This window comes from Halogeometricum rufum, assembly GCF_900112175.1.
Lineage (GTDB): Archaea > Halobacteriota > Halobacteria > Halobacteriales > Haloferacaceae > Halogeometricum > Halogeometricum rufum.
Window position 1 is genome coordinate 763,680 of sequence record NZ_FOYT01000001.1, and the last position, 23,315, is coordinate 786,994.

Consider the following 23,315-nt stretch of genomic DNA (forward strand, 5'->3'; position numbering starts at 1 on the left):
GCGCGAAGGCGTCGGCGGGTCGCCGCGCGCGTTCAGTTCGCGAACGGGTCCTCGAAGTTTTGTCGGACGAAGTAGCGGATCCAGTTTCCGTACGTCCGGTCGGCCGGGTGGTCTGCGACCTGCTCGTACCGTACGACGCCGTCCTCGTCTACGACGTACGTCGCGGCGACGCCCGTCAGCCCGTGGCTCGTCCGTTCGGTTCCGCTGTACGCCTCGGCCACGTCGCCGTCCGGGTCGGCCAGCAGCTGCACGTCGAGGTCGTACCGGTCGCGCATCTCCGTCACCGGTCCGAGGGAGTCGGTGACCACGGGGAGGACGTCCACGCCGTCGTGAAACCAGAGGTCGTAGGCCACCTCCGAGAACGTCTGCAACTGTTCGGCGCAGAAACTGCACCAGTGGCCGCGGTTGACGAGGACGACGGTCGGACCCGAGTCGAGGGTGTCCGACAGCGTTCGCTCCTCGCCGTCCGTACTCTGCAGCGTGAAATCCGGGGCTTCGGTGCCTTCCATATTCATGCACTCCGTCGGACGCGGGGTTCGCGGATAACCGTACGGCGGTCCGACGGCGGGCGCACACGACGGGGAAACGCCCATCACGCCTTTCCGCGCTCCGACCCCACGCTCACCCATGCCGAGCGACGAACGCGACCTCGACCGCGCGTCGGACCGCAAGCACGAACGCGCCGAACACGTCGAGAGCATCCTCGACGAGACGGAGTCGCTCGTGCGCGACGAGCAGAAGTTCCCCGTCCGCTCCGAGGAACTCGCCGAGGAGTACGCCGACCAACCGCTCGACATGCCGAACGAGACGGAGTCGCTCGGGTCCGTGTTCGACCGCCTCGAAGACGAGGCGGAGTACGAGAACCCCGAGCAGGTTCGAGAGGCCGTCTACGGCGCGGTGACCGGTGACGCGGGCGGCGACGAGGAGTACAACGAGGAACGCGACCTCGGGGCACTCGACCGCGCGGAGGGCGACGCCCCCCGGAACGACGTGGACGGAGAGGCCATCATGGACGACGTGGCGGCGGACGACGACGCGGAACGGCGCGACCCGCCCGAGGAGCGATAGGCCGAGTCCGCCCGGTCGCCGTCCGCGAGTCACTCCACCACGCGACTGGCCGCCTCCTGAGGAATAAAGGTGATAGAACCGCGTCTTGCGGTATGGCAACGAAACTTCCTCCATCGGAGTTCTCGACGCGTCTCGACGCGATTCGCGGCCGACTGGCCGACACCGACGCGGACGCGGCCGTCTGGTTCGACGCGACCAGCATCGAGTACCTCACCGGCTTCCACCACATCCAGACCGAACGCCCCGTCGTCCTCGCCGTCACCGACGGCCGCGTGGAGATAACGGTCCCCCGTCTGGAGGTCGAACGCGTGCAGGAGAACCCCCGCATCGACGCCGTCCACCACTACTTCGACTACCCCGGCGGCGACCCCATCCGGACGGCGGCGGCGATGCTCGACGAACGCGGCGTCGACGCCGTCGTCGCCGACGCCGACGGCGCGCCGGGCGTGATGGGCTACGAGGGGCCGGCGCTCTCCGAGTTCGTCGAGGTGGAGACGCAGGCGTGGGTGACGCGCATGCGCTGGGAGAAGACGGACGCCGAGGTGGACCTGATACGCGAGTCGGCCAAGTGGGCCAACCTCGGCCACCGGTACCTCGCAGACTACACCGAGGCGGGCGCGCACCCGGCGACCGTCTCCCAACGCGCCTCGACGGAGGCGTCGCGCGCGATGCTCGACACCCTCGGCGACCGCTACTCCGTCCGCGTTCGCGGTAGCGGCCCGGTCAACGCGGGATACATCAGCGGCGAGGAGACGGCCCTCCCGCACGGCCACACGCCGAACGAACGGCTCTCGGAGGGCGACGTCATCGTCACCGGCGCGACGGCCAACGTCGACGGCTACCACTCCGAACTCGAGCGCACGATGTTCGTCGGCGACCCCTCGCCGGACGACGCCCACTACTTCGAGGTGATGCTGGAGGCGCAGACCATCGCCATCGACGCCCTCGGTCCCGGCGTCGAAATCGCCTACGTCGACGAACAGGTGAACGACTACTTCGAGGAACAGGGCGTCGCCGACCTGGCGCAACACCACGTCGGGCACAACATCGGCCTCGGCGGCCACGAACCGCCGTACATCGACACCGGGTGGGCCGACCACTGCGGGTCCGACCACACCGAGATGACCGAGGCGGACGCGACGATGGCGCCCGGGCACGTCTACACCATCGAACCCGGCCTCTACACCGAGGAGGCGGGCTACCGCCACTCCGACACCGTCGCCGTCACCGACACCGGCACGGAGATGCTGACGTTCTACCCGCGCGACCTGGAGTCGAACGTCATCAGGTAGGCCGTCCAGTAGGGTCGGTCGCCGTCTAACGTCCTGCCGGTCGTCACCGTCCCGCGCCGGCTTCACTTTCGCCGCTCCCTTCACTTTCACTCCGCCCTTGGCCGAGGTTCATACCCGCGCTCTCCCACCGGCCGGTATGTCACTCACCGCGGACACGACGCTCGTCCTCCCGGCGACGGCGCCGTTCGAGTTCTCCCTGTCGGCGGCGTTCCTCGACTGCGGTGCGCCCTGTGCGGCGGGGTCGCGCCGTCGCGACGGCGGCGTCGTCACCGGCGGGTTCGCGCCCGAACCGTTCGTCGCCACCGTCTCCGCCGACGGCCCGGACGCGGTTCGCGCGCACGTCGACTGGCTGGACGCGCCGGGCGACGGCTACGCCGTCGCGGACCACCTCGACGCCCGCCTGTCGCTCTCGGACGACCTCGGCCCGATGTACGAGACTGCGTCGGGCGACGAGGCGATGGCCGACGTCGTCGCGGACCTGTTCGGTCACCACCCGGTCCGCTTTCCGACCCCGTTCGCGGCGGCGTGCTGGGCGGCCCTCTCGCGGCGCGGGCCGCGGTCCGTCGCCGCCCGCCGCCGGGATGCGCTCGTCCGCGCTCTCGGTCGCGTCGCGGCCGTCGACGGCGCGCGCGTCTCGCTGTTTCCGACGCCCGCGATGGTCCGCAGTCGACCGGAGGCCGTCGGCGACGCCGTGGTCGACGACCGGAGCGCCGAGTCGGTGCTCGCCGCCGCCGACGCGTTCCTCTCCGCGGACCTGCGCGAACGCCCGACGGACGCGTTGCGGACTCGACTCGAAGCCGTCCCGGGGTTCGGTCCGCGGTCGGCGGCGTTCGTCACGCTCCGCGGGTTCGGCCGGCCGTCCGTCCTGCCGGCGGCCGACCCCCGACTCCGGACCGCCGTCGGCGACGCGTACGGCCTCGCCGACCCGACGGCCGAGGACGTGCGCCGACTGGCCGACCGCTACGGCGACTACCGGGGGTACTGGGCGCACTACCTCCGCGTGCGGGCGGCCCTGCGCGGCGACCGCGAGACGGCGGCGGCCGACTGAGGGCGGGCGTCCGGCATATTCAAGTCTACTTTCACCGATCCAAGCGTAGTGGCAACCTCGTTCGACCTGTTCGGAACGCTCGTCGCCGTGGACCGCCCGGCGGACCCCGCGGCGGCCGTCGGGGACGAACTCCGCGACAGAGGCGTCGCCGTCCCGGACGACTGGGCGGCCGCCTACGCGGAGACGCACGTGGAAGCGCCCGCCGGCGCCGAGGTGCCCCTCCCGGCGCACGTCTCGGCCGCCCTCCGTTCCCGCGGCGTCGACGCCCCGGCGAACGCCCCCCGCCGCGCCGTCGTCGCGGCGTTCGACCCCGCGGTTCGGACTCGTCCGGGCGCCGTCGCCGCCGTGACCGCCGCCGCCGACCGGGGGCCCGTCGGCCTCCTCTCGAACTGTTCGGTCCCCGAACTCGTCGCGCGGACGCTCATCCGCTCGGACCTCGACCGGGGCGCGTTCGACGCGACGGTGTCCAGCGTCGCCTGCGGGTGGCGCAAACCCCACCCCGAGGCGTTCGAGACGCTCGCCGGTCACCTCGCCGTCGACGCCGCGTCCCTCGTCCACGTCGGCGACGACCCGGCGACGGACGGCGGCGTCGCCGACGTGGGCGGCCGGTTCGTCGACGTGACCGAGGCGGGCCTCGACGCCGTCGCCGACGCGCTTCGACGCGGAGAGTCGCTCGGCGACCTGTCGGAGGACGGGCCGTGCCCCTGACCGCCGCCGTCGCCGTCGCCGTCGCGGCCGGACTGGACCTCGCCGTCGCGGAACCGCCGGCGCGCGTCCACCCCGTCGCCCTCCTCGGACGCCTCCTCTCGCACGCGGACCGGTCGTGGTCGCACCCGCGACTCGTCGGCGTCGCACTCGCCGGTCTCGTCCCCCTCGGGTTCGCGGGCCTCGCGGCCGGCGTCGTCGCCGCCGGCGCGACGCTCTCGCCGTGGGGCGGTGCGCTCCTCGCGGGTCTCGTCCTCTTCTCGACGACCAGCCTCCGGATGCTGCTCGACGCCGTCCGCGAGGTGACCCGCGCGGCCGAGACGGACCTCGACGCCGCCCGCGAGGCGTTGCGCGCACTCGCCGGGCGCGACGCGTCGACGCTCGACGCCGCGCACGTCCGCTCGGCGGCCGTCGAGAGCGCCGCGGAGAACCTCGCGGACGGACTGGTCGCTCCGCTCGCCGCCTTCGCCGTCTGCGCGCCCGTCTCCGTCCCCCTCGCCGCGGCGGCCGCGGCGTGGGTGAAGGGCGTGAACACGCTCGACTCGATGTTCGGCTACCGGACGAACCCGGTCGGGTGGGCGCCCGCCCGACTGGACGACGCCGTGATGTGGCTCCCGGCGCGACTGGCGGCGGCGCTCCTGGCCGTCGCCGTCGCCGAGTTCTCCCTGCCGCTCTCCCCGCGGGTTCGGACGCTCGCGCACCGCCCGCCGTCGCCGAACTCCGGGTGGCCGATGGCGACGATGGCGGCGGTGCTGCCGGCGCGACTCGTCAAGCCGGGCGTCTACGACCTCGACCCGGCCTCGGACGCGGCGGACACGCGCCTGCCGACCACCGCCGACGCGATGCAGGCCGTCCGGGTGACGAACCGGGCCGGACTGCTCGCGTTCGCCCTCGCGGGGGTGGTCGCGTGGTCCTGACCGCACTCCGCGGCGGCGTCGTCTTCCTCACCCGACTCCCCGTCGGCGGCGGCGACGCGTCGTGGGAGGCGTTCCGACGCACGCCGCTGGCGTTCACGCTCGTCGGCTACCTCGTCGGTGGCCTCGCCGCCCTCCCCCTCCTGCTCCCCCTGCCCGTTCCCTCGGCGGCCGCGCTGTATCTCGCGACGCTGTACCTCCTCACGGGCGTCACGCACGCCGACGGCCTCGCTGACGTGGGCGACGCGGCGGCCGTCCACGGCGACGCCGAGGCGCGGCGCTCGGTGCTGAAGGACTCCCAGACCGGCGTGGGCGGCGCGCTCGCACTCGGCGTCTCGCTGGTCGTCCTCGGACTGGGCGCCCTCGGCATCGCGGGGACGCTCCCCCGAACCGCGTTCGCCCTCGCGCTGGCGGCCGAAGTCGGCGCGAAGACGGGGATGGCGACGCTCGTCTGCACGGGCGAGAGCGCCCACGAGGGGATGGGGTCGGCGCTGCTCGACGTGAACGACGCGTCGAACCTGCTCCCCGTCGCCGTCGCCCTCCTCCCTCTCCTCCTCGTCGCGCCCGTCACGGGCGTCGCGGCCGTCGTCGCCGCGGCACTCGCGCCCGTCGGCGCGGCGCGACTGGTCGGTCGGTGGAGCGAGAACCACCTCGGGGGCGTCAGCGGCGACGTCCTCGGCGCGGCGAACGAACTCGGACGCGTCGCCGGCGTCCACGCGGGGGTGGTGGCGTGGACGCTCTTCTGATGTGCGGCGGCCGGGGGTCCCGCCTCGGCGGCGAGGCCGAGAAACCGCTCGTGCGCGTCTGCGGCGACCCGATGGTGGACCGCGTCGCCGCGGCGCTCGCGGCCAGTCGCGTCGAGACGGTCCACGCCGTCGTCTCCCCCGCGGCGCCCGAGACGGCGCGGCACGTCCGCGAGCGAGGCCTCTCCGTCGTCGAGACGGCCGGCGAGGGCTACGTCGCGGACCTGACCGACGCGCTCGAAGCGGTCGGGCGACCGGTCGTCACCGTCGCCGCCGACGTGCCGCACCTCGCACCGGACCACGTGGACGCGGCCGTCGACGAAGCGACGGCGGCGGCGGACGACGCCGTCTCCGTCACCGTCTGCGTCCCCGCGTCCCTGAAGCGTCGCCTCGGCGTCTCCGTGGACACGTCGTTCGAACGCGACGGCGAGGAACTCGCGCCGACCGGACTGAACGTCGTCGCCGGCGACCGCGACACCGTGCAGTTGACGTTCGACGACCGCCTCGCTGTGAACGTGAACCGACCGACGGACCTCGAACGCGCGGAGGCGCTGTGCGACTGATACTCGTCGCGGGGACGACCCGCACGGCGGAGCGAGACGGTATCAGCGCCGCCGGCGCGACGCGTGACCTCCTGCTCCACACGCCGAGCGCGGACGCCGAGATTCTGGTGTACGGCGACACCGTCCGCGCGCCGGTCACGCCCGTCAGTCCGTCCGGGTGTCCGACGCCCGCCGCCGTCACCCGCGCCGCCCGCGAACTGGTCGGCTTCGAGGTGACCGTCGTGGACGGCGGCCTCGCCCGACCGACGGGCGCGCCGACCGTCTCCGTGGGCGCGACACCCGGCCGCGACATCGCCGAGGCGGACCCGGTGCAGACCGCCCCCGGCGCGTTCGCCGCCGCCCGCGAGTACGGCCGCGCGATTCCCGACGCCGAACTCGTCGTCGGCGAGACCATCCCCGGCGGGACGACGACGGCGATGGCCGTCCTCCGCGCCCTCGGCGAGGAGTGGCCCACCTCGTCGTCGCTGCCGGAGAACCCCGTCGAACTGAAGGAACGGGTGGTTGAGGCGGCGTTCGAGTCCTCGGAGATAGCGCCGGGGCAGGCGGCGCACACGCCCGAACTCGCCGTCCGGTTCGTCGGCGACCCGGTGTTGGCCGCCGCGAGCGGACTCGTCGCGGGCGCCGTCGAATCCGGGACGGCCGTGACGCTCGGCGGCGGGACGCAGATGCTCGCCGTCGCCGCCCTCGTCCGGCACGCGGGCGTCCTCGGTCCACTCACGCTCGCGACCACCTCCTACCTCGCGGCGGACGTGCCCGAACTCCGCGACGCGACGGACGCCCACGACGTGGCCCTCGTCGTCACCGACCCCGGCTTCGACGACGCAGGCCCGCTCTCGGCGTTCGCCGACGGCGTCGCCAAGGAGGGGGCGGCGATGGGCGGCGCACTCCACCTCGCCGACCGGGCGGGGTCGCTGGCGGACGTGACGGAGGGAACGCTTGATGTGCTCTCCCGACTCCGAGGAGACTATGGACCCTGACGCCGTCGCGGAGGTGTCGCGCGTCCCGCACGGCAGTTCCGACGACGTGAACCTCGTGGACTTCAGCGCCAACACGAACCCCGAACGCCCGCCTGGCGCGGCGTGTGCGTACGAGTCGGCGTTCGCCGCCGCCGGCCGCTACCCGCCCGACGACTACACCGACTTCCGCGTCGCCGCCGGCGAGTACGTCGACTGCGACCCCCACCACGTCACGCCGACGGCGGGCGGGATGGCCGCCCTCCGCCTCGCGTTCGGCGTCACCGTCGGCCCGGGCGACGACGTCCTCCTCCCCGAACCGAGTTTCGGCGAGTACGACCGCGAGGTCAGACTGCAGGGCGCGACGCCCGTCGCCGTCGCCCACGACGAACTACTGGCGACGGACCCCGCCGACTACGCCGCCGTCGTCGTCTGCAACCCGAACAACCCGACGGGCGAGGCGTCCGACCCCGACGAACTCCGCGCGTACCTCGCGGACTGCCGCGCCGCGGACACCGTCCTCGTCGCCGACGAGGCGTTCCTCGACTTCACCGACTACCCGAGTCTCGCGGGCGAACCCGGCGTCGTCGTCGCCCGGTCGCTGACGAAGATGTTCGGGCTCCCGGGCCTCCGCGCGGGGTTCGCCGTCGCCACCGGCGAACTCGCGGACAGACTGGACGCCGCGCGGCCGCCGTGGGGGCTCTCGACGCCCGCCGCGGACGTGGGCGCCCACTGCATGCGCCAGTCCGAGTTCGTGGCGGAGACGAAGGCGCGCGTCCGGCGGGAACGCGAACGGATGCGCGACCGACTCTCGGCCGGGTTCGAGGTGTTCCCGTCGGACGCGCCGTTCCTCCTCCTCGGCGTGACCGGCGAGGGGGCGGCCGGCGACGCGGACGCCCTCCTCCGTCACGCCCGCGAACGCGGGTTCGCCCTCCGCGACGCGCGCACGTTCGAGACGCTCGACTCGCACGTCCGGGTGGCCGTCCGCCGCCCCGACGAGAACGACGACCTGGTGGAGGCGCTCCTGTCGTTCCCGTGACCGACCCCGTCTTCGAGTCGACCGTCCGCGACGGCGTCCTGCGACTCGCCCGCCCGGAGACGCGGTGGCTCTCGACGGGTCACGCCGGCGGCGCGTCGGTCGGACCCGTCGCGTACAACGTGAGCGTCCCCGAGGGCTGGGACGAGATGGACGTGGACGGCTACGTCGAACGCCGCCTCGACGCCGCGGGATTCGACGAACGGGGCCCGACCCTCCTCACGGGCGTCTCGATGCGGCACGCCCGCCGCGCCCGCCTCGGCCCCGTCGAAGCCGTCGTCACCGCCGGCGTGTCGAACCCCGCGGCGCTTCCGGTGGCCGAGTCCGCGCGGGACGCGCCGGTCCGCGCCGTCGACCCGACCGACGACGGTCCCGACGCGACCGAGGATGGCCCGCACGCGGGGACGGTGAACGTGTTCGTCGGCACGACGCGCGCCCTCGACGCGGGCGCACTCGCCAACCTCGTCGCCGTCGCCGCGGAGGCGAAGGCGGCGACCCTCCTCTCGCGGACGGGCTTTCCGGGGACGACGACGGACGCCGTCGTCGCCGCCTGCGACCCGGCGGGCGAGGCGACGCCGTACTCCGGAAGCGCCACGGAGGTCGGGTCGGCGGTCCGCGCGTGCGTCCGCGACGCCCTCTGCGCGTCGCTCGACGCCCGCTACGGAGCGTCGGACGACGCGGTTCCGGACTCCGTCGCCGACGCCGCGCACGGCGTCGTCACCGACGACAGCGCGGCCGTCTCGATTCTCACCGACGAGAACGACGGCGAAGCGCTTTAGCGGCGACGCGACGAGGGGCGGACGATGACCGACGCACCGGTGCCGGCCGACCTGCCCGGCGTCGTCCTCGCCGGGACGGCCTCCGGCGTGGGCAAGACCGTCGCCACGCTCGCGGTCTGTCGCGCCCTCGAACGCGAGGGGCGCACGCCCGTCGCGGCGAAGGCCGGCCCCGACTTCATCGACCCCAGTCACCACGCCGCGACTCTGGAGACGCCGTCGCGCACGCTCGACCCGTGGTTGGCCGACGACGACGGCCTGAAGCGGACGTACGCCCGCGGCGCGCGCGACGGCGACGTCTGCGTCGTCGAGGGGATGATGGGGCTGTACGACGGCGACGTGAGCACCGCCGCCGTCGCCGCGAAACTCGACCTGCCGGTGGTCCTCGTCGTCGACGCCGCCGCCGGGATGGAGAGCGTCGCGGCGACGGCGCTGGGGTTCCGCGCCTACGCCGACCGGATGGACTACGACGTCGACGTGGCGGGCCTCCTCGCCGCCCGCGCCCGCGGCGGCAGGCACGAACAGGGCATCGCGGACGCCATCCCGGTCGAGATGCACTACGTCGGCCGGACGCCGCCGCTGGACGGCCTCGAAGTTCCGGAGCGACACCTCGGCCTCCACGGCGGCGACGAGGCCCCGGTGGACGAGGACGCCCTCGACGCGGCGGCGCGACACGTCGACACCGCCGAACTCCTTCGCCTCGCCCGCCGGCCGCGCGTGGACGCGCCGCCGGACCGCCCCGCCGACCCGACGGACGTCACCGTCGCCGTCGCCACCGACGACGCCTTCAAGTTCGTCTACCCGTCGGTCCGCGAACGCCTCGCCGCGCGGGCGACGGTCGAACCGTTCGCCCCCGTCGCGGGCGACGACCTGCCCGACTGCGACGCCGTCTACCTCCCCGGCGGCTACCCCGAACGCCACGCCGCCGCCATCGCCGACGCGCCCGCCCTCTCGTCCATCGCCGACCGGGCGGCCGAGGGCCTGCCGGTGGTCGGCGAGTGCGGCGGCACGATGGTCCTCGGCGAGACGCTGACGACGGCCGACGGCGACGACCACGAGATGGCGGGCGTCCTCCCCGTCTCGACGACCCTCACGGACCGGCCCGTCGCCCTCGACCACGTGGGACTCCGCGCCCGCCGGGACTCGCCGGTCGCATCCGCGGGGGAGACGGTCCGCGGCCACGAGTTCCACTACTCGGCGGCGACGGCCGCCCCCGACGCCCGCTACGCGTTCGAGGTGGTCCGCGGCGCGGGCGTCGACGGCGCGAACGACGGCCTCCTCGAACATCGGACGGTCGGCACCTACGCGCACTTCCACGCCGAGTCCGGCGCGTTCGACGCGTTCGTCGAGTCGGCGCGGCGGTAGTCGGTCCGTCCGGCGGTCGCTCGCTCTTGTCGCCGCTAGTTCGACTCGCCGGCGCGTTCGACCGCGAACTCGTACGCCGTCCCGTCGATGCGGAGTCGCCGCGTCGTCGACTCGTGCCCCACGACGCCGTCGGCGGCGTGGTCGTCCGTCCGGAGGACGACGCGTTCGACGCCGGACTCGAAGAACGGCACCGTGTTCCGTATCCCGCGCAGGCCGCCGGCGAACCCGCCCGACTGCATCACCTGTTCGACCAGTCGGACCGTCTCCGCGGCGTCGACGCGCGTCGCCGTCACCGTCGCGTCGGGCGGGTGTTCGTCGTCGCCGTACCGCGGCGACGTGACCGTCACCGTCGCCCCGTCGCGTTCGGCCGTCACGTCGGCCGTCGGTTCGACCGACGCGGGGGCGGCGTCTATCTCGACCAGTGCGGCGGTGGCGTCCGTCTCGTCGCCGTAGCCGGCGACCATCGCGTACCGGCCGCCGCCGAGGTGCCCCGCGTCGAGGCCCTCGTCGTCGCACGGGACGGCGGCCCCGTGGAACGCCCGGAGCGGGAACGACTTCGTCGCCCCCGGCGGGAGGACGCGGCAGTCGGAGGTGTGAATTCGCGGCGCGACGTGGAACCACTCGCCGTCGTGCAGTTTGTACAGGTTCCAGTGGCCGCACTCGACGCGCCCCCGCGAGTGGTTCACGAACTCGAAGTCGACCCGTCCGGGGAGCGAGATGCGCTCCGCGCTCGGCCGGACGTACGTCGTCGTCGCCGCGTCCGCCTCGTGGAACCACCCGACGGACTCTCGGAGGGGCGGGACGGACGCGCCCGCGAACCGCGACTCGCCCTCGGGGCCGGGCGACTCGGCGTCCCAGACGGTCAGGCCGAACCCGCCGTCGCGCCACGAGAAGTCGTACCGACCGGTCGGGCGGCCGTACCGCGTCCCCTCGGGGCGGCCCAACAGAACGTACTCGCCGCGAATCCACTCCCTCGGACCGAGGCGGAGACGTTCCGGGAGCCACACCTCCCGCTTCGGCGCGGCGAGTCGCCACGTCCCGTCGTCGGCGAGTTCGTAGTCGGGCACCCGGCGGACGACGTCGTGGTCCGCCGTCGGCGCCAGTACGAGGTCCGTCCGGTAGCCCGCGTCGCGGAGCGACTCGTCGTCGCTGCCCCGCGGCCCGCGGCCGATGCTCCCGCCGCGGCCGAACGGCGGCGTCTCGTCCAGTCGAAACGTGTTGCCGACGTCGCTCGCGTTCCGCAGGAGGAAGACGAGGCACGCGGGGTGGTCGGGCGTCGCCGTCGCTCTCGTGGGACGCCGACGAACCGGTCCGGTTCGACAGCGTCTGAGAACTCGTCGCCTTCTTGTCCGCCCGCGCGAAGCGTCACCCATGAGCGACGGCACGAGCGACGAGCGACCCGACTCGCCCGCGGAGACGCGACGGAACACGCCCGGCGGCGGCGTCTCGCCCGCGGCGGCCGACATCGAACCCGCCGCGCCCGACGAGTTCGGTCTCGTGCAGGCGTGGTGGGGCGACGGCAAGGGCAAGACCACCGCCGCGCTGGGGATGGCGTTCCGCGCCGCGGGCCACGGCTACCGCGTCCACCTCCTCCAGTTCATGAAGGGCGGGGCCGACTCCGTCGAGGACGTGCGCGGCGAGTACAACGCCATCGCGGCCCTCCCCGGCATCTCCCACGAGAACACCGGTCACTACGGCTGGAAGGGCCTCATGGACGGCTCCGACGACGACGAACACGCGGCGAAGGCGCGCGCGGCGTTCGAGCGGACGACGGAACTGGTCGACGCCGCGGGCGAGGCGGACCTGACGGCACCGCTCCCCCTCGACGGCCCGCCGGAAGACGGCGTCCACATGCTGGTGCTGGACGAGGTGCTGTACGCCGTCGAGATGGGGCTGGTAGCCGAGGACGAACTCCTCGAACTGGTCGAATCGAAACCCGCCGACCTCGAACTCGTGCTGACCGGCGGCCACGAGGAGCCGACGTTCCTCCTCGACGCGGCCGACCTGGTGACCGAGGTGCGGAAGGTCAAGCACCCGTTCGACGCCGGGACGCGGGCGCGGAAGGGAACCGAGTACTGATGGGCGACGGCGCGTCCGGTTCGGAACGCGACGGAGACGAGGACGGCGACGCCGGCGGCGCGCGGACGCTCCTCGTCGCGGGCACGGCGAGTCACGTCGGCAAGAGCACCGTCGCTGCCGGCCTCTGCCGACTGCTCGCCGACCGGGGGGTGAGCGTCGCGCCGTTCAAGGCGCAGAACATGAGCAACAACGCCCGCGCGGTGCCCGTCGCGCCGGCCGTCGCCGGCGGCGGTCGTTCGGACCCGGACACGGACGCGGACGCCGCCGACACCGCGCGCACCGGCGACGCGTTCGGCGAAATCGGCGTCTCCCAGTACGCGCAGGCCCGCGCCGCCCGCGTGACGCCGACGACGGACCACAACCCGGTCCTCCTGAAACCCCGCGGCGAGGGGGAGTCGCAGTTGGTCGTGAACGGCCGCCCCACCGGGAACCACGCCGCGAGCGACTACTACGAGGCTGGCTGGCACCGCGCCCGCGACGCCGCCGCGGCGGCCCACGCGCGACTCGCCGAGCGACACGACGTGGTCGTCGCCGAGGGCGCGGGGTCCATCGCGGAGATAAACCTCCACGACCGCGACCTGGCGAACGTCGAGACGGCGCGCTTCGCCGACGCCGACGTGATTCTCGTCGCCGACATCGACCGCGGCGGCGCGTTCGCCTCGCTGGTCGGCACGCTCGAACTCGTCCCCGAGGACGTGCGCGAACGCGTCGTCGGCGCGGTGGTGACGAAGTTCCGCGGCGACGAGTCGATTCTGACGCCCGGCCTCGACGCGTTCGCGGACCGGACGGGCGTCCCCGTCCTCGGCGTCCTTCCGTACGACGACCCCGGACTCCCCGAGGAGGACAGCGTCGCCCTCCCGACGGCGGGCGAACGGGCCGTCGCGGGGACCTCCGGAGACGCGTCCGGCGGCGGGGGCGGGACCGACGCCACAGTCACCGTCGCCGTCCCGCGCCTCCCCCGCGTCTCGAACGCGACGGACCTCGAACCGCTGGCGGCCGAACCCGGCGTCCGCGTCGCGTACGTTCCGCTCGACGCCGACCTCGCGGACGCCGACGCCGTCGTCCTCCCGGGGTCGAAGAACACCGCCGACGACCTGCGCGCCTGCCGCGAGGCGGGCCTGCACGACCGACTCAGCGCCTTTTCGGGGCCGGTCGTCGGCCTCTGCGGCGGCTACCAACTGCTCGGCGAACGCCTCCTGAACGTCGGCGCGGAGAGCGTCCGCGGGGGCGGCGAACGCCCCGGCTTCGGCCTGCTCCCGGTCGAGACGACGTTCGCCGAGGACAAGCGCGTCGCGCCCGTGGCGTGGCGGTTCGACGGCGTCGGACCGTTCGCCGGGTTCGAGGGCCGCGTCTCGGGCTACGAGATTCACACGGGCCGGACGCGCGTCGTCGAGACGGCGAAGAACGGAGAGGAATCGGGGCTCACGACGCCGTTCGCCGCCGACGGCCGCGACGGCGCGTCGCTCGGCGTCGCCCGCGGCCGCGTCGTCGGGACGTACCTGCACGGCCTGTTCGAGAACGACGGCGTCAGGGACGCCTTCTGCGACCACCTGTTCGACGCCGCGGACTCACCGCGTCCCGAACGAGGCGGCGACGACGACTCGCCGTACGACCGCGCGGCCGCCCTCGTCGCCCGCCTCGACCTCGGACCGGTCGGCCTCGGCGACGGTTGAGGCGCGTCGGCTCAGAGCTTCGACTCGCACTGGCCGCTGGGACACCGCCCCTCGGCGTGCGCCTCGAACTCCGCCTCGAAGGCGGTCATCGCCGTCTCGACGGTCCGCGCCGCGCTCCGGCCGAAGTCGCAGGTGCTCGTCGTCCGCATCGTCCGCGTCAACTCGCGGACCACGTCGTCGTCGTAGTCGCCCGCGTAGATGTCGCGGAGCAGGTCGGTCAGCTGTTTCGTCCCCTCGCGACAGGGGACGCACCGCCCGCAGTTCTCCTCGGAGGCGAACCGGGCGCGCGACCCGACGGTGGCCAGCGCGCACCGGTCGTCGCCGAACAGTTCGACCACGCCCTCGGTGCCGAGGTTCGCGCCGTCGAGTGCGGGCGCGGACACCGCGTGGTCCAGTCGGCGCGTGACGCCGCCGAACTGCCCGCCGACGATGGCCATCTTCGTCGTCTCGCGGTCGACGGCCGCCGCCGCGGTTCGGAGCGACGCGCCCGTGGGGAGTTCGACCGTCGCGGGCGCGTCCACCTCGCCGGTGACGGTGAGGAGGCGCGTCCCCGGGTCCGCGTCGTCGCCGTCGAAGTTCTCGGGGCGGAGCAGGGCCTCGCGAACCTGCAGGAGCGTCCGGGGGGTGTGAATCACGGTCGGCCGGCCGTGCAGACCGTGCGTCTCCGGTCCCGGCGGGCGGAGGCGCGCCTCCAGTCGGTCGTTGCCCTCCAGCGACTCCAGCGCCATCGTCGGTTCGCCCGCGATGTAGCGGTCGGGACCGACGGACATCTGGGGCGCCTCGCCGTGCTCGTCGCGGTAGCGCGAGACGGCCGCCGAGAGCCGTTCGGTCGCCAGCGACTCCTCGCCGGCGTAGACGACGACGTCCTCGGCGTCCAGCAGGTGGCCGACGGCCATCGCGGCGTCCACGACGCCGCCGGCGTCGCCCTCGGTGAGCGTCCGGTCCGTCCGGTTTCGCTCGTCGGCGTCGTTGGCGTTCACCACCAGCACGCTGTCGCCCTCCGCCTCGCGGGCCGTCTCCCAACCGCCGGCGACCGGTTCGTCCGCGCGCGCGTCGCCCCGGCCGCGGCCGAGGAGGCCGAGGCGTCGCATCGCCGTCCGCGCCCCCTCGGGGTCGTCGCGCACCGTCTCTCGGAGCGACTCGGCGGGCGGGTCGGCCGGGTCGGCCCAGCCACACCGTCGGAGGGCGCGCCGCCGGCCGACGCTCAGCGGCCCGTCCTCGGGCGTCGGCAACGCCGACCCGTCTCCGTGGTCGGCCGCCGCGACGAACGCGTCCGCGCCGTCCGCGGCGGTGCCGTCCTCCGCGGCGGCGACGGCGTCCGCCACGGCGTCCGGCGACGGCCGGGCGTGGAACGCCGTCCCCTCCGCCGTCGTCACCAGCAGTAGCGGTTCGAGTGCCTCTGCGCCCGTCGGTCCGGTCTCACGAACGGTCGTCGTCTCGGCGGCCTCCCGCGCGGCCTCGGCGACGGCGCTCGCGTCGGCGCGGTGCGTCGACCCCGCGGCGACCCGAACGACCGGTCCGTCCGGCGCGTCCTGCGAAACTGTCATGCCAAAACGATACAGGGGGTCGATAGGAAAGGCTTGTTACGGCCGTCTGACGTGTTGTGTTTCACGCGGCGCGCGGTCACCGCGGTCGGTCGTCGGTCGCCGTCGCTCAGAACGGCGGCTCCGCCTCCTCGTCGTCGTCGCCGCGGGCGACGAGGTAGACGGCGACGAACGCGAGGGCCGCGAGTGCGAGCATCAGCAGCCCGATGCTGCGGCCGCCGTCGGTGGCCTCCTCGACCGGGTCGTCGTCGTCCTCGATGGGGATGCGAACGGGTCCGCTGTCCTCGGAGTCGGCGTCGCTGTCGGTTGCCATGTCCGGAGGTTGGTCGGTCGGAGACAAAGGCGTTCGGGCGGCCGATTCGTCGGACTGACCGACCGTCTCCGCGACCGAACGTTTAACCGGCGGAACCGCGACGCGCGAGTATGGTCGAAGCGTTCGCCGTCGCCAGTGGGAAGGGCGGCACCGGGAAGACGACGAGCACGCTTGCGCTGGGGATGGCGCTCGCGGAGACGTACGACGTGACCGTCATCGACGCCGACACGGGGATGGCGAACCTCCTGTTTCACACCGGCCTCGACGACGCGGCCGTGACGCTCCACGACCTCCTGGTCGAGGACAGAGACGCCCGCGTCGAAGACGCCGTCTACGACCGCTTCGGGATGTCGGTCGTCCCCTGCGGCACGAGTCTGGCGGCGTTCGAGGCGGCCGACCCGGCCCGCCTCCGCGAGGTGGTCGCCGAACTCGCCGCCGACACGGACGTCCTCCTCCTGGACTCGCCCGCCGCCCTCGGGTCGAAGAGCGCCGTCCTCCCCGTCGTCCTCGCCGACCGAGTGGTGGTCGTCCTCCAACCCACCGTCCCCTCCCTGTCGGACGGGCTGAAGGTGCAGGAGTACGCCCGCTCCTACGGCACCGAGACGGCGGGCGTCCTGTTCAACCGCGTCCGCCCCGACGAGGACACCGAGCGAATCGCCGACCAGGCGGCGCGCTACTTCGGCGGGACGACGCTGGCGTCGGTCCCCGAGAGCGACGCCGTCCGCGCGGCGCGGCGGGCGGGCGAACCGCTCCTCGCCCACGCGCCCGACGGCCCGGCGGCCGACGCGTTCCACGAGGCGGCGGCGCGTCTCGACGTGCGCGACGGCGACGCCGCGGGCGTGGCGGACCGCTTCAGGAGCGCCGTCCTCCCCGACCGGGTGTGACCGTGCGGTCCGACGCCCCGTTCCGGATACCCGCCGGCGACCTCCTGCGCTCCCGCGTGGTGAGCGACGCGAGCGAGACGCTCGCGGCCGTGCTGGACCGCGAACTCACCGGCTACGCCGTCTTCGAACCGCAGGGGTCGCTCCTCGGCGGCGGCGACGACGCCACCGTCCTCACGTTCGAGGAGGGGATTCCCGTCCTCGCGTACGACGCCGCGACGGACCGGGGCGGTCCCGACGCCCTCGACGCTCTCGACGCCGCGGGACCGTATCGGGTGGAACTGTACGAACTCGCGGCCGGCGACGTCGCCGCCGCCCACCGCGACGAGACGTGCCGCGTCCCGCCCGCGCGCCCGGCCGACCGGGTGGCCGCCGACGCCGAACTCGCCGACCGGACGCGCGCGGCGGCGCCCGACCACCGACGGGCGGACGAACGGAGTTCCGTCGAGGAGTTTCTCGCCGACGCGGACCGCATCGACGCCATCAGGGAGGAGGCGCGGCGCGAGGCGCAGTCGCGCGCCGCGGAGTGGGGGCTGACCGACCAACTCGACGACGGCTGACGCCGTCGGATTATATAAACGGAGGGCGGTCGAAGGGGGGTGTGTGACCGTTCTCGAACTCGTCCCGTTGCACACTCCCGCCGACTTCGCCGACTGGTTTCGACCCGGTGCGGACTACGTCGTCCGCGTGGCCGACGGGATGGGCTTTCCGACGGGCGACCTGCCCGCTCTCGCCGACGAGGCGGAGGCGGCGATGCGCGCGAACCGGACCGGCCGCGACGTGGCCGTCGAAGTCGCCCGCACCATCGTCGCCGACTTGCTCGCCGACGCGGCGTACGGGCCGCCGTTTCTGGAGTGGACGCCGCTGTGGTACGAACTGTCGCTGACCGGCCCGACGTACTACGCGGGGTGGCGACTCCGCCGCGTCGCCCGCAAGTACGCCGACACGCTCGACCACGTCTCGGTCCCGCGGTTCAGCCGACCGCGGGACGTTCTCTACGAGGGCCGGCCGGCCATCCACCGCGTGTCGGGGTTCGCCGACACGTTCGCGTTCGCCGACGCCATCACCCACCTGGAGTGGTTCGACTACGTCGCCACCGAGTGCGGCCTGCCGGTGCCGCCCGAACTGGTCGCGCGGACGCGCGAGGAGACGGTCGCCTACTACGTCGGCGAGAAGGAGATGGAGGACCTGACGCCGACGGTGCGGCGGTTCCAGCACCTGCTGTTCACCGACGACGTGTGGGCGCGCGAGGTGAACCGCCGGTACGACATCGACAGCGCCCTGTTCAGGCTGTGGGAGCGAATCTGCACCCGCGAGCGCCGCCGGTTCGACCCGCGAGGGTAGGGAGGCCGACCGCTCAGTCGTCTCCGAGCGTCAACGACGCGAGGACGAACAGCAGTCCGCTGGAGACGACGACCCCCTGCACGACGGCCGCCGACAGGAAGGAGGTGTCGAACAGTCGGTAGACGAGGCCCTCACAGACCGCGCCGACGCCGATGAACACGAAGCCGACCGAGACGTAGCGCATCGGGTCGCTCCCGGTCCGCCGGTAGCCGTGGTACGCGAGGTACGCGACGGCGAGGCTGAGGACGAGCGTGACCAGTTTGACGACGAGAAACGGCGCCTCGATCATGTGCTGTCACGGATGTTCTTCCAGAGGGCGCTGAAGTTGTCCGCGAGTTCGTCGCGCTTCTCGACGGACAGCGCGAGTTCGCCGTCGGAGAGTCGGACGTGGAGTTCTTCGAGCGTCGTCTCGAACTGCCGCCTGTGCGCGCCGTCGGACCCGACCGTCGACCGTTCCTCGATGAGGTCGTGGTCCTGTAGCGCGGCGACGCGGCGATACACCGTCGCGAGCGACGCGTCGCAGGCGTCGCTGAGGTCCTTCGCCGTCCGCGGTTCCTCGTCGGCCGCCAGCAGGATGCGCCGCGAGTAGTCGTCCGCGAGGAGGTCGAAGAGGGTCGCCGCGCTCTCGGGGTCGCCACGCGTCATGCCCCCGCGTTGCGGCGCCGCCGTCAAAGGCGCGACGGTTCGGTTCGTCTGCGACCGGTCGTCGACGCCTCGCCACACGTCGCGCGAGTGAGGCCGTCTTCGCGGGTTTTGTCCGAGCGTGCAAAGAGACGGGCCGTTTTCCCCTCCGGACGGCGACGTGGCGGACATGGACGGTTTCCGAAAACGCCTCGCGAAGTCGGTGACGGCCGCCGTCGGCTCGTTCGTCCTCTTCGGCGTCGTCACGGACCTGATTCCGACCCCGCTCTACATCCGACAGGTGCCGCGGACCGAACTCGACTACCTGTTCCTCGTTCTCACCGCCGCCTTCCTCGGCCTCTACGTGTTCCAGCGAACGCCGGACCGGCGAAGCGACGACGGCACGGCGACGACGGGCGCAGTCGTCGGGTTCCTCGCGTTCGGCTGTCCCATCTGCAACGCGTTCCTGCTCGCCCTCTTCAGCAGTTCCGCGCTGATGACGTACCTCGACCCGCTCCGTCCGGTTCTGGGGGTGCTCAGCATCGCCCTGTTCGGAGGACTGCTCTACAGTCGGTCTCAGCGCGCGTGCGACTCCTGTGCGGACGCCGAGCCGACGGGGTCGACGTCCGACTGAGATGCCCGGCGCAGATTCGCCGGTCGATTCGGCGACCGGCGCGGGTTCGGCCGTCGGCGTCGATTCGGCAGATGACGCCGATTCAGCAGACGACCCGGAGTCGAGCGGTCGGTGGTCGCTCCTCGGCGTCGGCGGCGTCGTGAGCCTCTGCTGTCTGTTCGCCGCACCGGCGGCGACCGGGGCGGCGGCCGGCACCGTCGCGGGCGGCGCGACGGCGGCCCTCGGCGGCGGACTCGTCCGGATTCTCGTCTCCGCCGCGGCGGTCGGCTGTCTGGGCGTCGTGCTCCGACTCCGCGCCGACTCTCCGGCCTGTAGCGACTCGACGGACTGCGACGCGTAGCGCTCGACCGCTCCGCCTCGCTACCGGCGGCGCGATGCCGTCGGTCACTCGTCGCGTGCGCCCGATGGGACCGCGCAGCGACGCGGGTCGCCCGCGCGGGCGAGGTAGCCGAGGAGGAGGAGGAGTCCGCCCGCGCGCAGGAGGTTGCCGTGGAAGGGGAGCGCCGCCACCGCCCCCGCGAACCCGAGCAGTCCCAGCACGCCGGCACCGCAACTCGCACACCCCGAGGCGAGGAGCCCCGGAACGGCGCTCGACAGCCCGCTCGTTCCGGAGAGTCCGACCGCGCCGACCCGCCCCGCGACGTTCGTGACCGCGACGCCGGTCACGACGGCATACGAGACGACCAGCCCGAGACCGACCGGTCCGACCGTCGCGTAGGTGTTCGCCGTGAGGGCGACCAGCGCGTCGTCGAGGTAGCCGACGCCGGCACCGAGCATCTGAGCCGAGTAGGCGGGGAACGCGCTCAGCACGAGGAGCGCGTACGTCCCGGCGGCGACGCCCGCGAAGCAGAGGCTCCGGGACGTGGCGGTGAACGGGTAGACGAACGCCGCGCGAAGTCGGTCGGCGTGTCGGTCGAGAGCCCCGTCGCTCACGCGTTCTGCACCCGGGTTATCGCCTCGTCGAAGCGGTCGAACGGCTGTGCGCCGGTTATCTTCCCGGCGACGTCCTCCTCCCGGTTGTACAGCACGAACGCCGGCGTCCCGCGAATATCGAACCGAGACGCTCGCTCCACGTCCTCCCGTATCGACGACTCGATTTCGCTCCGGCGCTCCCGCATGCAGTCGTCGACGGCGTTCGCGTCGACGCCCTCGACGCCGCGCGTGACGTCGAGGAGGTTGTCTCTCGACGCCCAGCCGGAGTTCTCCGACCCCTGCTCGTCGAACAGTGTGGCGTGCCACCGCCAGTACGCCCGGGGTCGCTCCGCCCGCACCTGCCGCCAGACGCACCGGTCCACGACCGCCGCGGTCATCGACGACTTCCCGAGGTACGGGTACTGGACGAAGACCAGCCGAACCGTCCCCGACTGCACGTGCGTCTCGACGAGTTTCGGGAGCGTGTTCCGCTCGAACCGACGGCAGAACGGGCACTGGTAGTCGCTCCAGTAGTAGACGTCGACCGGCGCGTCCATCGACCCCGCGACGGGGTGCCCTCGCAGGTCGACGCCGGCGTCGGTCGTGTTCGAACTGCGGTGAAACGCCGCTTCGGGGAGGTCGGCCGACTCCGTCTCTCGCTGGGATGCGCCGTAGACGATGCCACCGCCGGCGACGACGGTACCGACGCCCGCGAGCAGAGCGCGACGGGTCGTCGGCGATTCGGGGAGGTCCATGTCTTCCGCTGGACGGACCGCACGTAAACCGGTCCCGGCGTTGTTCCGACTCTGCAAACTCGCGACTCACCGGCGGACGGCGGCGCGGTCCGTTCGGTCAGTACGACTCGCGCAGCACCTGTTCCGGCCGGACTCGTTCCCCGTCGCGTCGGATTCGCTCGTGCTGTGCCGTTCGCCCTCCGGCGGCGAGTAACGTGGGGCTCAGGTGTGACCCGACGCTCCGCCGCCGCGACGGAGGCCGAACCGACGGCCACGGGCGTCGCGGTATCGGACGAATACCGTCGGTAAGGTGTCGTTGCGTCAGCGTCTTCGGAACAATACTCTTGGCACGGACACCGTAGATTGCAGTCAAGTGGTTGACATGGAACGAGAAGACGCGTGGGAGACGCTCGTCCGCGCTCTCGACGACGTGAGCCGACGACGCCTGCTGGTCGCACTGTTGGAACGCTCCGCTTCGGACGATGCCGTGCGCGTCCCCGAGGACGTCCACCGCGGTGACCGGGAGTTGGAGGCGCTGAAGTTCGACCTCTATCACGTCCACCTCCCCCTCTTAGAGAGTGCCGACTACGTCCGGTGGGACAGGGAGACGCACGAGGTCGAACGCGGCGACGCGTTCGACGAGATTCGCCCGGTGCTCCGGGTGTTGCACGACAACCGGGACGATTTCCCCGACGGCTGGGTGTGAGTCGGTTCGGTCGGAGCCGGCGCCGTCTCACCGAAGGTGCGTCGAGAGAACCGCGGCGAGCGACTCGCACTTGACGGGTTTCAGCAGGTACTCGTCGACGCAGTCCTCGTTCAGTCCGCCGTCGGGGCGGGACGCGCTCAGGACGACGACGGCCCCCGAGAACGTCGTCTCGTGCAGTCTGTCGACCACCTCGTCGCCGGTGAGTTTCGGCATGTCGCGGTCCAGCACGACGACGTCGACGGCGGCGTCGAGGCTCGCGACCGCCTCTCGCCCGTCCGCGGCCTCGCGGACGGTCCAGTCCGTCCGCTGGGTCAGCCAGTACGCGAACGACTCGCGCAGGACGCCGTTGTCGTCCGCGAGGAGGACGGTAGCGGGTGCCGCGTGCGGTCCGCTCGCCATCGGGTTCGGTTTCGAGGTCACCGGTCGGTCACGCGACCCCAGAAGTTACGACGTATCGCCGCACCGGTCCCGAGACCGAACGCTCGTCTCCGACTCGCCGACGACCGCGGAGTCGGTGGCTACGCACGCGAACGACCCCCTCCACGCGCTGTCGGCCGCCGGTCGCGCCCTCGGTGGGAGTGACCGGGGCCTCGACCGACTCAGCGGGGACGATAGCTGTCTCAATCACGTACGGGACCACTCACTCTGACCGGATAGAGACGGGGACGGATATGTCCGCGTTTTAAATACCCTTCTCGGGTTCGTCGTCGGGCGGCGTGGTCGCGAGTGCGTTCCCGACCAGCCTGTGATGCGCGCGGCGCAGCAACTGGCCGGCGGACTGCTTCGCGATGCCGAGTTCGTCGGCCACGTCTTCGAGGGTGGCCCGTCGGGGCGTCTCGAAGTAGCCCGCCCGCCAGGCCGTCGTGAGCGCGTCGGCCTGCTTCTCCGTGAGTCCGAACTGCGAGCCCTGGTGTCCCTCCGTCTCGTCGAACAGTTGCTTCAGTTCGAACTCGATGCCGTTCGCCTGGCAGTACTCGTTGAAGTCCTGCAGGCTGTGATAGTTCTCGAACCGGACCCGGAGCGACCACCCGTCGCGTCGCCCCGTCGCCTCCAGGATGACCGCGTTGACCTCCCTGTAGACGAAGAGGATGGCCTCCGTCTGCTCGGTCCACTCGCCCCTGAACAGCCCCGCGTCCTCGAACGTGTCCAGTCGGCGCACGTTCTGTATCGACGGGTCTTCGTCGACGGCGCGTTCGAACGCCGCGAGGTCGCAGTCCGAGACCCAGAAGTACGGCGTCAGCGTCGTCCGCATCGACACGACGCGTTCGACCTCGATGACCGCGTCGGGAACGGACTGCAGCGTCGCCGTCAGCGGGAACATCTCCGCCGTGACGTGGAACTTTCCGATGATGGTCATTGGGAACTCCAGTACCGTAGAGCACTGCGATACGCGGTAAATACGTTCGTACTC

General features: G+C 72.8%; 29 protein-coding genes. 19 read left to right on the plus strand and 10 right to left on the minus strand.

The features are described from left to right. Positions 1 to 32 precede the first annotated feature (32 nt). On the minus strand, positions 33 to 515 hold the full coding sequence (locus BM310_RS03975) for a peroxiredoxin family protein (protein ID WP_089804824.1): 483 nt from the start codon (positions 513 to 515) through the stop codon (positions 33 to 35). Positions 516 to 627: 112 nt separating this feature from the next. Between BM310_RS03975 and BM310_RS03980 the strand changes: the two genes are divergently transcribed. The 11 genes from BM310_RS03980 to BM310_RS04030 all read left to right on the plus strand — a co-directional run bounded on the left by BM310_RS03980 (position 628) and on the right by BM310_RS04030 (position 10,463). Further along, positions 628 to 1,068, plus strand: coding sequence for a DUF5789 family protein (locus BM310_RS03980; RefSeq protein WP_089804826.1), 441 nt, complete (start codon positions 628 to 630; stop codon positions 1,066 to 1,068). Between the two features lie 92 nt (positions 1,069 to 1,160). Then, positions 1,161 to 2,360 (plus strand): M24 family metallopeptidase, encoded by a 1,200-nt coding sequence (locus BM310_RS03985; RefSeq protein ID WP_089804828.1) that lies wholly within the window; start codon positions 1,161 to 1,163, stop codon positions 2,358 to 2,360. A gap of 136 nt (positions 2,361 to 2,496) precedes the next feature. Then, the gene (locus tag BM310_RS03990; RefSeq protein WP_089804831.1) at positions 2,497 to 3,408 is read left to right on the plus strand and encodes a DNA-3-methyladenine glycosylase family protein; all 912 of its coding nucleotides are present in this window, start codon (positions 2,497 to 2,499) and stop codon (positions 3,406 to 3,408) included. A 48-nt stretch (positions 3,409 to 3,456) separates the two neighbouring features. Beyond that, the gene (locus tag BM310_RS03995; RefSeq protein ID WP_089804833.1) at positions 3,457 to 4,116 is read left to right on the plus strand and encodes an HAD family hydrolase; all 660 of its coding nucleotides are present in this window, start codon (positions 3,457 to 3,459) and stop codon (positions 4,114 to 4,116) included. Beyond that, positions 4,107 to 5,030 (plus strand): adenosylcobinamide-phosphate synthase CbiB, encoded by a 924-nt coding sequence (gene cbiB, locus BM310_RS04000; protein ID WP_089804836.1) that lies wholly within the window; start codon positions 4,107 to 4,109, stop codon positions 5,028 to 5,030. The genes BM310_RS03995 and cbiB overlap by 10 nt, the downstream gene beginning before the upstream one ends. Next, on the plus strand, positions 5,021 to 5,773 hold the full coding sequence (cobS, locus tag BM310_RS04005; RefSeq protein ID WP_089804838.1) for an adenosylcobinamide-GDP ribazoletransferase: 753 nt from the start codon (positions 5,021 to 5,023) through the stop codon (positions 5,771 to 5,773). The genes cbiB and cobS overlap by 10 nt, the downstream gene beginning before the upstream one ends. Beyond that, positions 5,773 to 6,333 carry an NTP transferase domain-containing protein gene (locus tag BM310_RS04010; RefSeq protein WP_089804840.1) on the plus strand — a complete coding sequence of 187 codons (561 nt, stop codon included), beginning with the start codon at positions 5,773 to 5,775 and terminating at the stop codon, positions 6,331 to 6,333. The genes cobS and BM310_RS04010 overlap by 1 nt, the downstream gene beginning before the upstream one ends. Further along, positions 6,324 to 7,310 carry a nicotinate-nucleotide--dimethylbenzimidazole phosphoribosyltransferase gene (locus BM310_RS04015; RefSeq protein WP_089804842.1) on the plus strand — a complete coding sequence of 329 codons (987 nt, stop codon included), beginning with the start codon at positions 6,324 to 6,326 and terminating at the stop codon, positions 7,308 to 7,310. Before BM310_RS04010 ends, BM310_RS04015 begins: the two co-directional genes overlap by 10 nt. After that, complete coding sequence (locus BM310_RS04020; protein WP_089804844.1) at positions 7,300 to 8,325, plus strand: aminotransferase class I/II-fold pyridoxal phosphate-dependent enzyme; 1,026 nt, start codon at positions 7,300 to 7,302, stop codon at positions 8,323 to 8,325. The genes BM310_RS04015 and BM310_RS04020 overlap by 11 nt, the downstream gene beginning before the upstream one ends. Next, positions 8,322 to 9,101 (plus strand): adenosylcobinamide amidohydrolase, encoded by a 780-nt coding sequence (locus tag BM310_RS04025; RefSeq protein ID WP_089804846.1) that lies wholly within the window; start codon positions 8,322 to 8,324, stop codon positions 9,099 to 9,101. Before BM310_RS04020 ends, BM310_RS04025 begins: the two co-directional genes overlap by 4 nt. Positions 9,102 to 9,152: 51 nt before the next feature. Then, positions 9,153 to 10,463, plus strand: a complete 1,311-nt coding sequence (locus tag BM310_RS04030; protein ID WP_177232580.1) for a cobyrinate a,c-diamide synthase — start codon at positions 9,153 to 9,155, stop codon at positions 10,461 to 10,463. A gap of 35 nt (positions 10,464 to 10,498) precedes the next feature. On the opposite strand, the gene BM310_RS04035 is transcribed toward BM310_RS04030, so the two are convergent. After that, positions 10,499 to 11,836 (minus strand): hypothetical protein, encoded by a 1,338-nt coding sequence (locus tag BM310_RS04035; RefSeq protein WP_143105103.1) that lies wholly within the window; start codon positions 11,834 to 11,836, stop codon positions 10,499 to 10,501. Between BM310_RS04035 and BM310_RS04040 the strand changes: the two genes are divergently transcribed. Together BM310_RS04040 and BM310_RS04045 are read left to right on the plus strand one after the other, a co-directional pair. Continuing rightward, on the plus strand, positions 11,835 to 12,542 hold the full coding sequence (locus tag BM310_RS04040; RefSeq protein ID WP_089804852.1) for a cob(I)yrinic acid a,c-diamide adenosyltransferase: 708 nt from the start codon (positions 11,835 to 11,837) through the stop codon (positions 12,540 to 12,542). The genes BM310_RS04035 and BM310_RS04040 overlap by 2 nt on opposite strands. Beyond that, positions 12,542 to 14,215 (plus strand): cobyric acid synthase, encoded by a 1,674-nt coding sequence (locus tag BM310_RS04045; protein ID WP_089804854.1) that lies wholly within the window; start codon positions 12,542 to 12,544, stop codon positions 14,213 to 14,215. Before BM310_RS04040 ends, BM310_RS04045 begins: the two co-directional genes overlap by 1 nt. An 11-nt stretch (positions 14,216 to 14,226) precedes the next feature. Here the strand turns inward: BM310_RS04045 and BM310_RS04050 are convergent, their stop codons facing one another. Both BM310_RS04050 and BM310_RS04055 read right to left on the minus strand, forming a co-directional pair. Continuing rightward, positions 14,227 to 15,762 (minus strand): NADH-ubiquinone oxidoreductase-F iron-sulfur binding region domain-containing protein, encoded by a 1,536-nt coding sequence (locus BM310_RS04050; RefSeq protein ID WP_089804856.1) that lies wholly within the window; start codon positions 15,760 to 15,762, stop codon positions 14,227 to 14,229. 106 nt (positions 15,763 to 15,868) lie between these two features. After that, the gene (locus BM310_RS04055) at positions 15,869 to 16,072 is read right to left on the minus strand and encodes a hypothetical protein (RefSeq protein WP_089804858.1); all 204 of its coding nucleotides are present in this window, start codon (positions 16,070 to 16,072) and stop codon (positions 15,869 to 15,871) included. Between the two features lie 110 nt (positions 16,073 to 16,182). Between BM310_RS04055 and BM310_RS04060 the strand changes: the two genes are divergently transcribed. The 3 genes from BM310_RS04060 to BM310_RS04070 are packed head-to-tail and all read left to right on the plus strand — an operon-like array spanning position 16,183 to position 18,297. Next, positions 16,183 to 16,956, plus strand: a complete 774-nt coding sequence (locus tag BM310_RS04060) for a nucleotide-binding protein (protein ID WP_089804859.1) — start codon at positions 16,183 to 16,185, stop codon at positions 16,954 to 16,956. Beyond that, positions 16,953 to 17,513, plus strand: coding sequence for a hypothetical protein (locus BM310_RS04065; protein WP_089804861.1), 561 nt, complete (start codon positions 16,953 to 16,955; stop codon positions 17,511 to 17,513). The genes BM310_RS04060 and BM310_RS04065 overlap by 4 nt, the downstream gene beginning before the upstream one ends. Before the next feature lie 43 nt (positions 17,514 to 17,556). After that, positions 17,557 to 18,297 (plus strand): hypothetical protein, encoded by a 741-nt coding sequence (locus BM310_RS04070; RefSeq protein WP_089804863.1) that lies wholly within the window; start codon positions 17,557 to 17,559, stop codon positions 18,295 to 18,297. Positions 18,298 to 18,310: 13 nt separating this feature from the next. On the opposite strand, the gene BM310_RS04075 is transcribed toward BM310_RS04070, so the two are convergent. Together BM310_RS04075 and BM310_RS04080 are read right to left on the minus strand one after the other, a co-directional pair. Next, positions 18,311 to 18,583 (minus strand): DUF7521 family protein, encoded by a 273-nt coding sequence (locus tag BM310_RS04075; RefSeq protein ID WP_089807001.1) that lies wholly within the window; start codon positions 18,581 to 18,583, stop codon positions 18,311 to 18,313. Continuing rightward, positions 18,583 to 18,942, minus strand: coding sequence for an ArsR/SmtB family transcription factor (locus BM310_RS04080; protein WP_089804865.1), 360 nt, complete (start codon positions 18,940 to 18,942; stop codon positions 18,583 to 18,585). The genes BM310_RS04075 and BM310_RS04080 overlap by 1 nt, the downstream gene beginning before the upstream one ends. Positions 18,943 to 19,108: 166 nt before the next feature. On the opposite strand from BM310_RS04080, the gene BM310_RS04085 reads away from it, so the two are divergent. Both BM310_RS04085 and BM310_RS04090 read left to right on the plus strand, forming a co-directional pair. Then, positions 19,109 to 19,552 carry a hypothetical protein gene (locus BM310_RS04085; RefSeq protein WP_089804866.1) on the plus strand — a complete coding sequence of 148 codons (444 nt, stop codon included), beginning with the start codon at positions 19,109 to 19,111 and terminating at the stop codon, positions 19,550 to 19,552. Position 19,553: 1 nt separating this feature from the next. Further along, positions 19,554 to 19,892, plus strand: a complete 339-nt coding sequence (locus tag BM310_RS04090; protein ID WP_177232524.1) for a hypothetical protein — start codon at positions 19,554 to 19,556, stop codon at positions 19,890 to 19,892. 44 nt (positions 19,893 to 19,936) lie between these two features. Here BM310_RS04090 and BM310_RS04095 read toward each other — a convergent pair whose 3' ends face one another. Both BM310_RS04095 and BM310_RS04100 read right to left on the minus strand, forming a co-directional pair. Beyond that, the gene (locus BM310_RS04095) at positions 19,937 to 20,485 is read right to left on the minus strand and encodes a hypothetical protein (protein WP_089804868.1); all 549 of its coding nucleotides are present in this window, start codon (positions 20,483 to 20,485) and stop codon (positions 19,937 to 19,939) included. Next, positions 20,482 to 21,219: a DsbA family protein gene (locus BM310_RS04100; RefSeq protein WP_089804870.1), complete on the minus strand. Its 738-nt coding sequence runs from the start codon at positions 21,217 to 21,219 to the stop codon at positions 20,482 to 20,484. The genes BM310_RS04095 and BM310_RS04100 overlap by 4 nt, the downstream gene beginning before the upstream one ends. A 361-nt stretch (positions 21,220 to 21,580) precedes the next feature. Between BM310_RS04100 and BM310_RS04105 the strand changes: the two genes are divergently transcribed. Further along, entirely contained in the window at positions 21,581 to 21,904 is a 324-nt protein-coding gene (locus BM310_RS04105) for a hypothetical protein (protein ID WP_089804872.1), read from the plus strand. 27 nt (positions 21,905 to 21,931) lie between these two features. Here the strand turns inward: BM310_RS04105 and BM310_RS04110 are convergent, their stop codons facing one another. Further along, positions 21,932 to 22,324, minus strand: a complete 393-nt coding sequence (locus BM310_RS04110; RefSeq protein WP_089804874.1) for a response regulator transcription factor — start codon at positions 22,322 to 22,324, stop codon at positions 21,932 to 21,934. Between the two features lie 262 nt (positions 22,325 to 22,586). After that, positions 22,587 to 23,261, minus strand: a complete 675-nt coding sequence (locus BM310_RS04115; protein WP_089804875.1) for a helix-turn-helix domain-containing protein — start codon at positions 23,259 to 23,261, stop codon at positions 22,587 to 22,589. Positions 23,262 to 23,315 lie beyond the last annotated feature (54 nt).

What these genes read in the sequence shown, in the direction of transcription:
- BM310_RS04045 (WP_089804854.1), top strand. Translation starts at nt 12,542, where the DNA reads ATGGGCGACGGCGCGTCCGGTTCGGAACGCGACGGAGACGAGGACGGC.
- BM310_RS03980 (WP_089804826.1), top strand. Translation starts at nt 628, where the DNA reads ATGCCGAGCGACGAACGCGACCTCGACCGCGCGTCGGACCGCAAGCAC.
- BM310_RS04020 (WP_089804844.1), top strand. Translation starts at nt 7,300, where the DNA reads ATGGACCCTGACGCCGTCGCGGAGGTGTCGCGCGTCCCGCACGGCAGT.
- BM310_RS04100 (WP_089804870.1), bottom strand. Translation starts at nt 21,219, where the DNA reads ATGGACCTCCCCGAATCGCCGACGACCCGTCGCGCTCTGCTCGCGGGC.
- BM310_RS04090 (WP_177232524.1), top strand. Translation starts at nt 19,554, where the DNA reads ATGCCCGGCGCAGATTCGCCGGTCGATTCGGCGACCGGCGCGGGTTCG.
- BM310_RS04085 (WP_089804866.1), top strand. Translation starts at nt 19,109, where the DNA reads ATGGACGGTTTCCGAAAACGCCTCGCGAAGTCGGTGACGGCCGCCGTC.
- BM310_RS04080 (WP_089804865.1), bottom strand. Translation starts at nt 18,942, where the DNA reads ATGACGCGTGGCGACCCCGAGAGCGCGGCGACCCTCTTCGACCTCCTC.
- BM310_RS04060 (WP_089804859.1), top strand. Translation starts at nt 16,183, where the DNA reads ATGGTCGAAGCGTTCGCCGTCGCCAGTGGGAAGGGCGGCACCGGGAAG.
- BM310_RS03975 (WP_089804824.1), bottom strand. Translation starts at nt 515, where the DNA reads ATGAATATGGAAGGCACCGAAGCCCCGGATTTCACGCTGCAGAGTACG.
- BM310_RS04115 (WP_089804875.1), bottom strand. Translation starts at nt 23,261, where the DNA reads ATGACCATCATCGGAAAGTTCCACGTCACGGCGGAGATGTTCCCGCTG.
- BM310_RS04105 (WP_089804872.1), top strand. Translation starts at nt 21,581, where the DNA reads ATGGAACGAGAAGACGCGTGGGAGACGCTCGTCCGCGCTCTCGACGAC.
- BM310_RS04035 (WP_143105103.1), bottom strand. Translation starts at nt 11,836, where the DNA reads ATGGGTGACGCTTCGCGCGGGCGGACAAGAAGGCGACGAGTTCTCAGA.
- BM310_RS03990 (WP_089804831.1), top strand. Translation starts at nt 2,497, where the DNA reads ATGTCACTCACCGCGGACACGACGCTCGTCCTCCCGGCGACGGCGCCG.
- BM310_RS04055 (WP_089804858.1), bottom strand. Translation starts at nt 16,072, where the DNA reads ATGGCAACCGACAGCGACGCCGACTCCGAGGACAGCGGACCCGTTCGC.
- BM310_RS04040 (WP_089804852.1), top strand. Translation starts at nt 11,835, where the DNA reads ATGAGCGACGGCACGAGCGACGAGCGACCCGACTCGCCCGCGGAGACG.
- BM310_RS04050 (WP_089804856.1), bottom strand. Translation starts at nt 15,762, where the DNA reads ATGACAGTTTCGCAGGACGCGCCGGACGGACCGGTCGTTCGGGTCGCC.
- BM310_RS04010 (WP_089804840.1), top strand. Translation starts at nt 5,773, where the DNA reads ATGTGCGGCGGCCGGGGGTCCCGCCTCGGCGGCGAGGCCGAGAAACCG.
- BM310_RS03985 (WP_089804828.1), top strand. Translation starts at nt 1,161, where the DNA reads ATGGCAACGAAACTTCCTCCATCGGAGTTCTCGACGCGTCTCGACGCG.